Raw genomic sequence first — 13,272 nt, 5'->3', positions numbered from 1 at the left:
GAGGGCCTCTTGTTCGTTCCGCCTGCGTGATGTCGGCCTGTGTGATGTCCGCCTGTGTGATGTCCGACTACGCGATGTGGTCCTCTTCCAGTTCCGCCGTGTGGCGGTTCTGGAAACGCATGACCATGCGCTTGGCCTCGGCGTCCGGGACGGGGACGCCGTAGGTCGCCTCCACGTTGTCGCTGAACTGGCTCGGGGTCGGGTAGCTGCCGTTTATCGACTGCTTGAAGACCTGGTAGTACGACTCCTCGTCCGGCTCCGTGACCGGCGTGCCGCCACCCTCGCCCAGCTCGCGGGTACGGCCGGGGCTGACCGGGATGGGAAAGCTGCCGGTCTCCTCCCCAGAGGGCTCCTGGTACTGGGGTTCCAGATACTGCTCGGCCTGCTGCTGCTCCTCGTACCACTGCTCGTACTGCTCCGGCGGGTCGTAGGCCGGGTCGTAGCCGCCGTGGTAGTCGACCTGCTGAGGGGCGTTGAACCAGGGGCTCTCGTCCTCCGCGGGTGCGCCGGGGTTGCCGTCGGGCTCCAGGCGCTGCTCGCCGGGAGGTGCCGCTCTCCGTGGGTCGGTAGCGGACCCGGCGGCACGATGGCCCGCGGTTGCGTCGGCCGTACGGGCCGCGTCCGCCGCCGGTGCCAGGGCCGCATGCGGTGCCGGCGGGATGAGTGAGGGTTCGATGCCCGCCGCTGCCAGGCCCGACGGGGCCGTCTGCGCCAGCGGGACGCCGTACTTTGCCAGCCTCAGCGGCATCAGGCTCTCCACCGGCGCCTTGCGCCTCCATGCCCGGCCGAACCGGGAACGCAGACGGGCCTGGTACACCAGCCGTTCCTGCTCCAGCTTGATGACCTGCTCGTAGGAGCGGAGCTCCCACAGCTTCATGCGGCGCCAGAGGAGGAACGTGGGGATGGGGGAGAGGAGCCAGCGGGTGAGGCGGACACCCTCCATGTGCTTGTCGGCCGTGATGTCGGCCATGCGGCCGATCGCGTGGCGGGCCGCCTCGACGGCGACCACGAACAGGACCGGGATCACCGCGTGCATGCCCACGCCCAGCGGGTCCGGCCAGGCCGCCGCGCCGTTGAAGGCGATCGTCGCCGCCGTCAGGAGCCACGCCGTCTGGCGGAGCAGGGGGAACGGGATCCGGATCCAGGTGAGGAGCAGGTCCAGGGCGAGAAGGACGCAGATGCCCGCGTCGATGCCTATCGGGAAGACGTAACTGAAGTTCCCGAAGCCCTTTTTGATGGCCAGTTCACGGACCGCCGCGTACGAACCGGCGAAGCCGATACCGGCGATGACGACCGCACCGGCGACGACCACGCCGATCAGAATCCGGTGCGTCCGTGTCAGCTGCAGTGGCGCGGCCACCCGTACTCCCCTCCCGATGCATGTTGTTGCGCGCAACAGGGTGGCACATGTGTGCGTCGTACGGGTGGCCGGAAGGGTTCGGCTGCTCTAGTTGAGACCTTCGCCGGCCCTTCCTCAGACCCTCGCCAGACCCTGGTCAGCTCTTCGTCAGCTCTTCGCAGCCGACTTGGACGCGGACGCCGACGGGGACTTGGACGGCGACTTGGACGCCGACTTGGACGGGGAGGGGCTCGCACTCGTACCCGAACCCGTGCCCGTGCCGGATCCCTCGCCGTTCGCCGACGACACCGCCCCCACCGCTTCCTTGGCGGCCTTCTCCGCGAGCTTCGTCAAAGTCGCCGCGCTCGGGGTCTTCTCACCTGCGAGACCCGCGCCGTTGTAGTCGAGGGTGATGACGACGTTCTCGACCCGCGTGACGACCGTCTGCTGCCGGAAGGAGCCCTCCTTCTTCTTCAGGTCGTACGTCACCGTCGTCGCCGCATCGCCCGTCCCGGACACCGGCTGCGACTTCGCGTTCTTCGCGCCGTCCACCGTCTGGGCGTCCTGGACCTGCTTCTCGTAGTACGTCTGCGCCTGCTCGTCGCCCGCGCCCCGCGAGGCGTCCGAGTCGAAGCGGAGCATGGAGACGTTCAGCCAGCGGAACTGGGAGCCCTTCACGCCGTTGTTGTCGAGGCTGCTCCAGGAGCAGCTGCCACGCGCTGACACATCGTCCGAGGTGCCCTCCTTGCCCGACTTCGATGCCTTCGGCACCAGTTCGCCCAAGGTCTTCTTCGAGAACACCGCGCACGGCTTGGGGAGCGACTTGTACGCCGCAGCCTGCACCGTCGGCGAGGCGCTCGCGGAGGCCGACGCGGCGGTGTCCGCGCTCTTGCCGCCGGTCTCGTCGGAGCCGGAATCGGAGTCCGAGGAGCAGCCGGCGGCGATCAGCATCACGGGGACGGCGGCCGCGCAGACAAGGACGCGGCTGAGGCGCTTCGCCGCCGGCCGATCGCGCTGGTCCCGCTCGTCACGCTGGTCTACCTGTGCTGGTCGCTGCATGGTTCCTTCACTCATGGCGCTTGTGGTTCCTGCCGTCGGATCTGGTCCGAGGGGCCACGGTACGCGGTGAGGGAGTTGCGCGGCCTCGCTTCCACCGCTTTGTGTGCGGGCGTGAGAGGGGTGTGAAGGGGCCCTAGCCGGCCAGTGTCTCCGCCAGCTGAGCCGCCAGTTTCCGGGCCTTGTCCTGCATTTCCTTGCTGTCCGGGGTCACGCCGATCGTCGCCGGCTGCTCCTCGTACTCGATCGTCACGATCACGTTCGACGTGCGGAACGCCACAGTCACCGTGCGCTGCTGGGCCGTCGAACCGGAACTGCTCAACGCGTCGTCCAGGAACGCCTCGTCACCCAGATCGTCCAGGAGGCGGGGCTGGAGATCGGCCGGGGGCACGGACGTCGTGGAGGAGGGGGAGGAGGAGCCGGAGGGCGAGGCCGAGGGGGAGGAGGGCGCGGAGGGGGACTTGGAGGCGGCGCCGGTCGGGGTGGCGGTGCTCGTGTCCCCCGACTCTCCGGTGGCGACGTCGGACGTGGCGCTGGTGCTCGCCACCGCCGGGAGGTCGGCCGCGTCCTCCTTCGTCGCGAACAACTGCTGGGCCTGGGTGTCGTCGCTCACCGAGGTGTCGTACGACACCACTCGCTCGAGGTCGACGAGCAGGTGGTCGGTGGCGTCGGTGGACTCCACCTTCCAGCGGCAGCCGACCTTGCGGTCGGTGTCGTAGGTCGGAGTGGCCTCGCCCGCGTACGCGTTCTCGCGCTGTTCGTCGTCCGTGAGCTGCTTGATGCCGGGCAGCAACGAGTCGAGGGTGCCCTGGCTGACCGCGCCGCAGGGTTCCGGGAGTACGCGGTACTTGCCGGGCTGGGCCGCGGCGGATGCCGTGCCGGCGTCGCCCGGGTTCGAGTCGTCCGTCGTACCGCCGTCTCCCGAGCTGCCGGTGCAGCCGGCCAAAAGGGCCGCGAGGAGTGCGGCGACGCCGGATACGTACGCCTTCCGCTGCACGGTCAGGCTCCTCTCGGAAACGGTGGCTCGGTGCCGGGTTCTTCAGTGTCCCCGCTGGTTAATCGCTTGCCGCACGGGGGCGTGCCCTGCAGACAATGTGTATCGCACGCATGGCCGTGGACGCCGGTCCGTTGTCCCATAGATGGACCTTGGCGCCGGTTTTGCGATTCAAGACTTCTGTTGTGATTCCGGGGGAATGAGGACGATATGTCGTACGTGGAAATGCCGGGCGCGAAGGTTCCGATCCGTATGTGGACCGACCCGGCGACGGTCGAGGAAGGCGCGCTGCAGCAGCTGCGGAACGTCGCGACCCTGCCGTGGATCAAGGGGCTGGCCGTGATGCCCGACGTGCATTACGGGAAGGGTGCGACGGTCGGGTCGGTCATCGCGATGCGGGGAGCCGTGTGTCCTGCGGCGGTGGGGGTGGACATCGGGTGCGGGATGTCTGCGGTGAAGACCTCGCTCACCGCCAATGACCTTCCCGGGGATCTGTCGCGGCTTCGGTCGAAGATCGAGCAGGCCATTCCGGTGGGGCGGGGGATGCATGGCTCTGCCCTTGAGCCGGGGCGGTTCCATGGGTTGGCCACCGCTGGGTGGGATGACTTCTGGGGGCGGTTCGACGGAGTTGCGGAGGCGGTGAAGTTCCGGCGGGAGCGGGCTGCCTTGCAGATGGGGACGCTTGGCGGAGGGAATCACTTCTGTGAGGTTTGCATAGATGCGTCCGGTTCGGTGTGGCTCATGCTTCACTCCGGCTCCCGGAATATCGGCAAGGAGCTTGCCGAGTACCACATCGGCGTTGCTCAGAAGCTCCCGCAAAACCAGGGCCTGGTCGACCGTGACCTTGCAGTGTTCGTAGCGGACACTCCGCAGATGGCCGCGTACCAGAACGATCTCTACTGGGCTCAGGAGTACGCCAAGTACAACCGGTCGCTCATGATGGCGCTCTTCAAGGACGTCATGCTCAAGGAGTTCAAGAAGGCCCGGGTGTCCTTCGAGCCCGAGGTGAGCTGCCACCACAACTATGTGAGCCGCGAGCGTTACGAGGGCATGGATCTGCTTGTCACGCGCAAAGGGGCGATCAGCGCCAAGGCCGGAGAGTACGGAATCATCCCGGGCTCGATGGGCACGGGTTCCTACATCGTGAAGGGTCTCGGCAACGAGAAGTCCTTCAACTCGGCTTCGCACGGCGCCGGTCGGCGCATGAGCCGCAACGCGGCCAAGCGCCGCTTCTCGACGAAGGACCTGGAGGAGCAGACGCGGGGCGTGGAGTGCCGCAAGGACTCCGGTGTCGTGGACGAGATCCCGGGTGCCTACAAGCCGATCGAGCAGGTCATCGATCAGCAGCGGGACCTGGTGGAGGTCGTGGCGAAGCTGAAGCAGGTCGTGTGCGTGAAGGGGTGAGTCGCGGACCTCTGGCGGAGGGCCCTGGCCGAGGCAGGCCAGGGCTCTCCGTTCACTGCTCTCTCTGTGCGGTACGGCTAGCCTGCCGAGGTTTTCGGCGTCGTGCGCCTCACCGGAATGACCGTAGAGGGCTCAAAACGATGTGATCCCTTGGTGCCGGGAAGGATGATCACGGACTCCAGTAGGCCGTATAGGGTTTCACGCTTGGCGGTCATGCTCAGCCCATCCCAACGGCTGCGTGCGTCGGCGTTCTGGTGCGCGCCAGGACGATGCCTGATCATCCACGTCTGTTGTTCATTTACGAGCCGTTTGATCTCCGTCTCCTGCCGCGCCAGCTGTGAGAAGTACTCGCCATCGCTGATCTCTCCGGCGTACCACTGCTCCTGGAGGGCTGCCTTGTGGTGCTTGGCGATCTCCAACCTGTGCGTGTCGGGCCAGGGGATTGCAGACCATGCATCGAGCATGCTCTGACGGTCCAGCACGGTGAGGGCGTACTGAGTGATCAGATCGTCCACTGCGGGGCCTTGGCGGCTGACTCGGCCGCAGCCTCCGTCCAGCGCGGTTCGACAGCAGTATTCGTACGAGACTCTGGTCGGACGACCGTGCATGGATGCCCCACACTGTCGCCCGCCGTCGAGGGGGCGCCCACAGCGCACCAGCCCGGTGAGCAGATACGTTGTGCCGCCTCCCCGGAGCGCACCATTTCTGTGCCAGCCTCCGGGGTGGCGCTTCCTCTCCAGCGACTCTGCGACCAGTCGCCACTCCTCTGGTGACACGATGGGCTCCCACTGGCCGATCACGGGATTTCCGTCGTTGCCGAGGACGAGTGCGCCGTTGAGCTTTCGGTACCCGCAGATCCGCGGGTTGCGCAGGATCTGTTTGACTGTCTGACGTTGCCAGGGGTTTCCGAGGGTGCTCGTACAGCCAGAGGCGACGAATTCCTGAGTGACGGCAGTCAGCGTCTTTCCCCCCAGTAGGCTCTGTACTCCACGCCGAACCACCTCAGATTCGCCGGGATGTAGCGTGAGCAGGTCGGCATTCCAGCCGAACGGGCGGCGTACCGCCACTGGTTCACCTCGTTCTGCGCGGGCGCGATGGTTGAGCATCGCCCGCTGCTGTTGCTTCTTGCTCTCGGCGCGTGCGGCGGCTGCACCGAGAAGACCGCGCCGTGCGGCCTCTTCGCTGTAGAGGTCGTATGAGCCGAGCCCATCGGCATATACCCGGGCGGGGTGCGCGGTGAAGCAATCGAGGAATTGCTGATACGTATGTACGTCCCGATACAGCCGGTCATCAGAGACGCACACCACCCCGTCGATCGGGAATCCAGCCGTGGTGGTCCCGCACGTGAGGGCGTCGAGCATCGCCTCGAATTCGGGACGTCTGACGCCGACTTTGGAGGCAGACTTGTCGTTGTCGACGTAGCGATGAACGACGATCATGCGATGCTGCGCTGCGATGCGGGCGCAATGGCCTGCCTGGTCTTTGACGCCGTGCCCATCTCTTCTGTGCCTGTCGTTGGAGATGCGGCAATAGGCGACGACCAGGCGCCAACCGGTGTCCCGGATGGCCAGTAACTCCAGCAGTGAGGGTGTGCCGTGGGGGACTCCGCGGAGATCGTTGAGCAGGAGCTCTACTTCGTGGGCCGGAGGTTTCGGCTTTGTGCGTCGTTCGATCTGCGCGTACGAACACACGCTAGTGTCGTGGTCAGCCACGGGAAGCCTCTACTTCCTTGCTGGTCAGGTCCTCGACCGGGCGGCATCCTGGTCGAGGGCCGTAGTGTTGATGTTGTGGCGCGAGCCTAGGTTGCGCGTTCGGACGACGTGCCGGTGATCGACTCGGTTCACCCCTGTGGGTTACCGCAGCCGTTTCTCCAGCAACGTCACCGCATACGGGCTGCCCGACCCGCCGTCCTTCGCCGTCTGTTCGCCGACGACCGTGTAGCCCGCCGACTCGTAGTACGCGCGCAGGCGGGGGTTGGAGGCGAGGCAGTCCAGGCGGGCGTAGGGGCGGCCGGTTGCTGTGATGCGGGATTCCGCTTCGGCCAGCAGGTGGCGGCCGGTGCCGGGTGGGGACGTGTGCGGGGTGGTCATGAGGCGGTGGATGTAGCCCGCGTCGGGTGGCCGGGGGCCCCAGGCTGCCGGGTCGGTCCACCAGAGTTCCCAGGCGCCGGCCGGGGTCTCGTCCGCGTACGCCAGCCAGACTTCGCCCTCTTGCATGCGGGTGCGGAAGTGTAGTTCGTCCTTTTCGCCCGGCTGCCATTGGGTGATGCCGCGCGCCAGTTGCCACAGGGCCGCCGTGTCGCGGAGGCGGACCAGGAGGCTCGCGTCGTCCGGGGTGGCCTTGCGGTAGGTCAGGTTCGGGGTGGTGGTGGGGGGCGGTTCGAGGAGGGTCGTGCGGAGGGTGGCCGAGAGGGCTTTCGCGTCCATGCCCAGGGCCTGGGTGACGTATGCCTCTGTCGAGCCGTAGCGGGCATTCATCGAGGCGAGGAACAGGCGCATCGCCGACGCGGGGGCCCGGCCGAAGGCCGGCCAGGTCGGGGTGCGGCCGTCGTTGCGTGCCCTCCAGTCGGCCAGCAGGGCCGATGTCGCCAGTTCCGTGAGGGTGAAGTCCTCGGTGATCGTCGTGTCCGGGATGCCGAGGAGGGACAGGACCAGGGCCGCCAGCTGGCCGGTGCGGTCCTTGCCCGAGGCGCAGTGGAAGACCAAGGGGGCGTCCGCTTCCGCCATCAGTTCCAGCGCCCCGTGGATCTCCTTCGTGCCGTCCTGCGCGACCTCCATGTAGCGCTCCGCCAGGTACGGGCCGGGGTCCACGTCGGGGGTCTGGGCCGCCTGGTTGTACGGGCGGTGCTCGATGCTGAGGTTGTGGTACGTGAAGGAGGGGTGCGACGGGACACGGCCGCTGGTCTCGGCCTCCCGGGGGTGGCGGAGGTCGATGACCGTGCGGATGCCGAGGGACAGGAAACGGTCCCAGTCGGGTGTTCCGGGGATCAGCTTGCCGAGGGAGTCGGCGCGGTAGAGGCGGCCCGGGCGGACGCGGAGTCCGTCCGGGGTCGGGTAGCCGCCCAGGTCGCGGAAGTTGTGCAGCCGGGAGAACGGTATGTGTCTGTCCACGGACCGGGACCCTACGTCCCGGTCCCGCCGGGGGCTTCTCATTTTGGCGCGTGCGTCACCGCGTAGATCATGACGAAGGCCACGATGTGGATGCCGAAGAGGAAGTAGGCGAGCCACCACCACATCTTGCGTTCGTTCTGCTTCTCCTGGTCCAGGCGTCGGCGTTCCGGATCGGTGGTGTCGGCCATTACAGGTCCCTGTGGACCTTTGTGTTCGAGGCCTGGGCGCGGGGGCGGACGATCAGGAGGTCGATGTTGACGTGGCTGGGGCGGGTGACCGTCCAGGCGATGGTGTCGGCGACGTCGTCGGCGGTGAGGGGTTCCGCCACGCCCTCGTAGACCTTTTCGGCCTTCTCCTTGTCGCCGGCGAAGCGGGTGAGGGCGAACTCGTCCGTCTTGACCATGCCGGGGGCGATCTCGATGACGCGGATCGGGCGGCCGACGATCTCCAGGCGGAGGGTCTCGGCGAGGACGTGGGCGCCGTGCTTTGCGGCGACGTAGCCCGCGCCGCCCTCGTAGGTGCCGTGGCCGGCGGTCGAGGAGACGACGACGATCGTGCCGTCGCCGCTCGCGTCCAGCTTGGGCAGGAGGGCCTGGGTGAGGTTGAGGGTGCCGATGACGTTCGTCTCGTACATCGTGCGCCAGTCGGCCGGGTCGCCGGTGGCCACCGGGTCGGCGCCGAGGGCTCCGCCCGCGTTGTTGACCAGGACGCCGACCGACTTGAACGCACTGGCGAACTCGTCGACCGCGGTGCGGTCGGTGACGTCGAGGGCGTACGCCGTGGCCTGGTGGCCGGCCGCGTTGAGCTCTTCGGCCAGCGCCTCGATGCGGTCCTTGCGGCGGGCGGTCAGGACGACGCGGTAGCCGGCCTCGGCGAGCCGGCGTGCCGTGGCGGCGCCGATTCCGCTGCTCGCACCGGTGACGACGGCGATGCGGGAGGCGGCGGACGGTGCTGCGGTGGCCATGGCTGCTCCTCGGACGTGATCAGAAACCTGTTCGGCCAGGATAGGCAGGCTCGGCGGGCGGGCGGTTCGGCATCTCGCACTGCGGTCTGCTCGCACTGCGGTCCGCTCGTTCTCCGGTCTGCTCGTGCGGGGGCGCGGTGGGAGAATGAGGTGGGTGATCCCCTGACTTCTCTGGAGGTGGATCATGGGACAGGCGCGCGAGGTCATGGACCGGCTCACGGACGCGCTGACCGCGCACCAGGACATCAAGGCCGTCGGGGAGCTGTATGCCGACGACGCGGTCGCCTTCACCCCCGACGAGGGCGAGATCCGCGGGCGCGACAACATCGTCGAGTACTGGCGTCAGATGACGGAGGCGGTCCCCGAGGCCACGTTCGAGACGCTGCACTCGTACGAGGTCGGTGACACGGCCATCGACGAGGGGTTCTTCAGCGGGAGGAACACGGGGCCGCTGCAGTTGCCCACCGGGGAGACCCTCCCTCCGACCCAGAAGGAGATCAGGATCCGCGGGGTGGACATCGCCACCGTGGCGGACGGCCGGATCGTCGACTACCGGCTCTACTTCGACGAGATGGACTTCCTGGGGCAGTTGGGACTGCTGCCCGAAGAGCCGTCCTGAGCCGCTCTGCCGTCCTCAGTGGTCCTCAGCGGTCCTGAGCCGTCCTGAGATGTCTTCCTGACCGTTCGTCCGGTCAGTTGCCCCGCGGGGCGTACATGATCACCGCCATGCCCGCGAGGCAGATCAGCGCGCCCGTGACGTCCCAGCGGTCCGGGCGGTAGCCGTCCGAGGCCATGCCCCAGACCAGTGAACCGGCGACGAAGACACCGCCGTACGCGGCGAGGATACGGCCGAAGTCGGCGTCCGGCTGGAGGGTGGCGACGAAGCCGTACGCGCCGAGGGCCAGCACGCCCGCGCCGATCCACAGCCACCCGCGGTGCTCGCGCACGCCCTGCCAGACCAGCCACGCGCCGCCGATCTCGAAGAGCGCGGCGACGAGGAAGAGGGCTGCGGAGCGGAGGACGGGCATGCGGGCCAGCTTGGCATGCCGGTGCCGGGGACCATGCGTCACCCTGATGGGCTGCGCCTGCGGGGCGCCTGGCGTGGGATACATCCCCTACGACCACGGCTGACTGCTGACTGAGGAGTGGTGGCATGCAGGAGCAGGTTCTGCGGGTTCTGCGGGGTCCTGCCGTGTGGGGTGCTGCTCTGGTGGCGGTGGGCGGGGTGGTTCCGGTCGCTTCCGCCGACGGGGGGCCCGAGGCCGATCTCGCCTATCACGGGTCCGCGGCCATGGCCTCCGGGCTGGTCGACGTGCGGCTCACGCCGCGCAATCTCGGGCCGTCGGCCGTCCCGGACGCGACGGTGCGGCTGCGCTGGTCGGAGCCGCTGGCGTATCGGCAGGAGTTGCCGGGCGGGTGTGCGCGGTCGGGGCTTCGGGTGGTGCTGTGCCGGGTGGGGGAGCTGGCCGCGGACGGGCTGGGGGAGCGGGTGGAGCTGGGGGTACGGCTGCGGGGGGCGCCGTCGGAGGTGCTGATGGAGGTCGACACGGTGTGGAGCGGCGGGGTGGTGGACCGGAACCGGGCCAACGACCGGCAGCGGCTGCTGGTCCTGGACACCGGGGACGAGTACTACTTCTGAGCAGGCGGCGGCGCCGCACCCACTCCGGCGGCTGCGTCGTACGATCTCTGCGCGGCGCAGAGGAGAGGCGGACGGGATGGCCGGCGAGGCAACGGCTGGTGGGGCGATGGCCGGTGGGTCAACGGCCCGTGGGGCAACGGCCGGTGGGGCGCGTGAGCGGTTGCTGGAGGAGTTGTCGACCGTCTCCCGCCGCTATATGGCGTCGTACGCCCTGTTCAACCAGGCGGTCGCCGATCATCTCGGGCTGCATCCCACCGACTTGCAGTGTCTGAACCTGCTCACGCTGGAGGGCGGGCCCGTCACGACCGGCCGCGTCGCCGAGCTGACCGGGCTGACGACCGGGTCGGCGACGCGGCTGGTGGACCGGCTGGAGCGGGCGGGGTACGTCGTACGGGAGCGGGACGCGGCCGACCGGCGGCGGGTGCTGGTGGCGACGGTGCCGGAGCGGATCGCCGAGTTCGGGCGGGTGTGGGAGCGGCTGGGGGGTGGCTGGTCCGCCCTTTTCGACGACCTGGACGACTCCCAACTCGGGTTGATCGTCGCCCACATGAGGCGTACGACGGAGTTCAGTGCGGCTCAGGTGGCGCGGCTGCGGGCCGGCGAGGTGTGAACCTTGGTGCGGGGCCGGGACCAGCGTCGGACGATCGGCTTCTCCACCCACTCGTAGAGCGCCCAGGCGAGCAGGACGGCCACCGCGCACTCGGCGACGAGCACGGCGATCGCGGCCGGTACGGAGTCCAGGTCCGGGCCGAGTAGCCGGCGGCCCTCGGCCAGTACGACGAAGTGCAGCAGGTAGAAGGCGAAGGACACCTCGCCGAGCCAGGTCATCGCGCGGTTGCGGAAGATCGTGAAGCGGCCCTCGGCGTCGGCGATCGCCCCGGCCGCGATCAGCAGGACGCAGGGGACCACGCACACCGCTCGCTGGGCCAACAGGTAGGGCATGCCTGGGAGTTCGGCGACCGCGTAGCTCGCCACGAGGAGCAGTCCCGACCAGGCCATGCCGATGTTGCGCCAGCGGCCGAGCAGCACCGCGCGGGCGACGAGGATGCCGAGCAGGAAGTCGAGCAGGCGGGCGGGCGGGAAGACGTACGCGAACCAGAGGTGGAGGCCGGAGACGGAGGGTTCGTTGGACATGTGGACCTCGCCCGCGGGGATGACGGCGGTGGTCACGAAGGGCGTGGCGACGATGGCGGCCACGACGGCCGCGGTCCAGTACTTGAGCCGGTGCGGGGCGATGCGGCGGGCCCAGGCGAACAGCAGCGGGAAGCAGAGGTAGAAGAAGGCCTCGGTGGACAGGGACCAACCGGGCGGGTTCACGCTGAAGTTGGTGTCGTAGTCGGGGATCCACGACTGGAGCATGAAGAGGGTGGCCAGCGATCGCCAGGGAGCGGTGCCGGCCGCGATCAGGGCCGTCGCGAGGGCCCAGGCGACCAGGTAGTTCGGCACGATCTTGACGTAACGGCGGCGCCAGAACGAGCGGTTGGGGTCGCCGACGCGGGCGGACCAGGCCAGGACGAAGCCGCTGAGGACGAAGAAGAAGGTGACGCCGAGACCGCCCGCCTGCTCGGCGAGCCGGGCGACGAGGCTGCCGTTGGCGTCGTCGCCGAGGAGCCAGGCGGCGGGGAGCGAGACGTGGAAGAGGAAGACGAGGAGGGCCGCGGGGAAACGCATGCCGGTGAGCGAGGGCAGGCGGGTGGCGGAGAGGGCCGGGGCGGGGGTGTCGGGTATGCGCTCGGCGGTGGCGGTGGCGGTGGCGGTGGCGGTGGCGGTGGCGGTGGCGGTGGCCGCAGTGGTGGCGGTGGCGGTGGTCGTTGGCGCGGCGCCCGGTATGTGCTCGGCGGGGGACGTCTGGTCCGTGGCCATGACGGCATGACTCCTTGTCGGGTGGGGAGGTCAGGGAGGTGCTGCCCTGCCGCCCCGGTCCCGGCGGAGCGTGTGGGCTGGCGTTGAGGGGGTCTGGCGTTGAGGGGGCTGGTCAGCTCAGGAACTTCTGGATGGCGTCGACGAGTTCGTCGGGGGACTCGGCGGGGACCAGGTGGCCGCTCTCGATCTCCAGGTAGGTGCTGTCGGCGATCGCCTCGTGCAGTTCGCGGGAGTGCTGGACCGGTACGAGCTGGTCGTGGCGGCAGCCGACGACCAGGGTGGGGGCGGTGATGCCCGGCAGGAGGTCGCGGATGTCGGCTTCGAGGCCGAGCTCGATCTGCCGCAGCGTGCCCTCGCTGACCTCGATGCCGCCGGTCGACGTCGTGAACGTCTCCTCGTCCAGGTCCGCCAGGAATCCCGGGGTGAACAGCAGCAGGCTGATGTAGTGCGAGTACAGCTCGGGGTCCACGTCGGCCAGCCGGCGCCACAGCTGGAAGCCGAGGCGCTTGCGCAGGTCGTCGTTGCGTGCCCAGCCGGCGACCAGGACGAGGCGGCGGACCCGCTCGGGGTGGCGGGCGGCGGCCGCGGCCGCGATCACCGCGCCCAGCGAGAAGCCCACGATGTCGACGGGCTCGCCGGTGACGTCGCCGGAGGCGCCGAGGACCTGGTCCACGAGCTGGTCGAGGGCGAGTTCGGCGCCGTCGTCCACGGTGTCGCCGCTGCCCGCGTAGTCGGGGGCGATGACGGTGTGGTGTTCGGTGAAGTGCTTGAAGAGGTGGCCGTAGTTGGTCTCGCCGGTGGCGCCGGTGCCGTGGACGAGGAGCAGACCGGGGCCCTGGCCCTCCGTGCGGTAGTGCACGGTCGCGTTGCCGACAGTCGTCTGGTGCATGACTTTCCTTGGGT

Annotated in this window: 14 protein-coding genes; 4 read left to right on the top strand and 10 right to left on the bottom strand. The window is 68.9% G+C overall.

The window, feature by feature from the left end; all coding sequences use genetic code 11:
- Positions 1-67 precede the first annotated feature (67 nt).
- From ADK57_RS29345 to ADK57_RS50625, 3 genes are all read right to left on the bottom strand, one after another.
- On the bottom strand, positions 68-1,360 hold the full coding sequence (locus tag ADK57_RS29345) for a DUF2637 domain-containing protein (RefSeq protein ID WP_053752622.1): 1,293 nt from the start codon (positions 1,358-1,360) through the stop codon (positions 68-70).
- A 147-nt stretch (positions 1,361-1,507) separates the two neighbouring features.
- Complete coding sequence (locus ADK57_RS29340) at positions 1,508-2,398, bottom strand: DUF3558 family protein (protein WP_234390455.1); 891 nt, start codon at positions 2,396-2,398, stop codon at positions 1,508-1,510.
- Between the two features lie 133 nt (positions 2,399-2,531).
- Positions 2,532-3,392 (bottom strand): hypothetical protein, encoded by an 861-nt coding sequence (locus ADK57_RS50625; RefSeq protein ID WP_053752620.1) that lies wholly within the window; start codon positions 3,390-3,392, stop codon positions 2,532-2,534.
- Positions 3,393-3,599: 207 nt separating this feature from the next.
- Between ADK57_RS50625 and ADK57_RS29330 the strand changes: the two genes are divergently transcribed.
- Positions 3,600-4,793 (top strand): RtcB family protein, encoded by a 1,194-nt coding sequence (locus ADK57_RS29330; protein WP_053752619.1) that lies wholly within the window; start codon positions 3,600-3,602, stop codon positions 4,791-4,793.
- A gap of 77 nt (positions 4,794-4,870) precedes the next feature.
- Here ADK57_RS29330 and ADK57_RS47945 read toward each other — a convergent pair whose 3' ends face one another.
- From ADK57_RS47945 to ADK57_RS29315, 4 genes are all read right to left on the bottom strand, one after another.
- On the bottom strand, positions 4,871-6,505 hold the full coding sequence (locus tag ADK57_RS47945) for a recombinase family protein (RefSeq protein ID WP_078973404.1): 1,635 nt from the start codon (positions 6,503-6,505) through the stop codon (positions 4,871-4,873).
- A 141-nt stretch (positions 6,506-6,646) separates the two neighbouring features.
- Complete coding sequence (locus ADK57_RS29320) at positions 6,647-7,903, bottom strand: GNAT family N-acetyltransferase (protein WP_053752617.1); 1,257 nt, start codon at positions 7,901-7,903, stop codon at positions 6,647-6,649.
- 38 nt (positions 7,904-7,941) lie between these two features.
- Positions 7,942-8,091 carry a hypothetical protein gene (locus tag ADK57_RS50620; RefSeq protein WP_199830710.1) on the bottom strand — a complete coding sequence of 50 codons (150 nt, stop codon included), beginning with the start codon at positions 8,089-8,091 and terminating at the stop codon, positions 7,942-7,944.
- The gene (locus tag ADK57_RS29315) at positions 8,091-8,867 is read right to left on the bottom strand and encodes an SDR family NAD(P)-dependent oxidoreductase (RefSeq protein WP_053752616.1); all 777 of its coding nucleotides are present in this window, start codon (positions 8,865-8,867) and stop codon (positions 8,091-8,093) included. Before ADK57_RS29315 ends, ADK57_RS50620 begins: the two co-directional genes overlap by 1 nt.
- A gap of 184 nt (positions 8,868-9,051) precedes the next feature.
- Here ADK57_RS29315 and ADK57_RS29310 point away from each other — a divergent pair, with 184 nt between their 5' ends.
- Positions 9,052-9,486, top strand: a complete 435-nt coding sequence (locus tag ADK57_RS29310) for an ester cyclase (protein WP_053752615.1) — start codon at positions 9,052-9,054, stop codon at positions 9,484-9,486.
- A 73-nt stretch (positions 9,487-9,559) separates the two neighbouring features.
- Here the strand turns inward: ADK57_RS29310 and ADK57_RS29305 are convergent, their stop codons facing one another.
- On the bottom strand, positions 9,560-9,895 hold the full coding sequence (locus ADK57_RS29305) for a YnfA family protein (RefSeq protein ID WP_053752614.1): 336 nt from the start codon (positions 9,893-9,895) through the stop codon (positions 9,560-9,562).
- Between the two features lie 125 nt (positions 9,896-10,020).
- Between ADK57_RS29305 and ADK57_RS29300 the strand changes: the two genes are divergently transcribed.
- The gene (locus tag ADK57_RS29300) at positions 10,021-10,506 is read left to right on the top strand and encodes a hypothetical protein (RefSeq protein ID WP_107091675.1); all 486 of its coding nucleotides are present in this window, start codon (positions 10,021-10,023) and stop codon (positions 10,504-10,506) included.
- A 106-nt stretch (positions 10,507-10,612) separates the two neighbouring features.
- Positions 10,613-11,116 carry a MarR family winged helix-turn-helix transcriptional regulator gene (locus ADK57_RS29295; protein ID WP_053752641.1) on the top strand — a complete coding sequence of 168 codons (504 nt, stop codon included), beginning with the start codon at positions 10,613-10,615 and terminating at the stop codon, positions 11,114-11,116.
- Here ADK57_RS29295 and ADK57_RS29290 read toward each other — a convergent pair.
- Both ADK57_RS29290 and ADK57_RS29285 read right to left on the bottom strand, forming a co-directional pair.
- Complete coding sequence (locus tag ADK57_RS29290) at positions 11,083-12,369, bottom strand: acyltransferase family protein (protein WP_078973403.1); 1,287 nt, start codon at positions 12,367-12,369, stop codon at positions 11,083-11,085. The two genes, ADK57_RS29295 and ADK57_RS29290, sit on opposite strands and share 34 nt — an antisense overlap.
- A 112-nt stretch (positions 12,370-12,481) precedes the next feature.
- A complete protein-coding gene (locus ADK57_RS29285) occupies positions 12,482-13,258 on the bottom strand; it encodes an alpha/beta fold hydrolase (RefSeq protein WP_053752613.1) in 777 nt (258 codons plus the stop codon).
- Between the last annotated feature and the right edge of the window lie 14 nt (positions 13,259-13,272).

It is taken from the genome of Streptomyces sp. MMG1533 (genome assembly GCF_001279775.1).
Taxonomy (GTDB): Bacteria; Actinomycetota; Actinomycetes; order Streptomycetales; family Streptomycetaceae; genus Streptomyces.
Note: the sequence above shows the minus strand (reverse complement) of the source record. Positions and strands in the feature narration are given on the sequence as shown.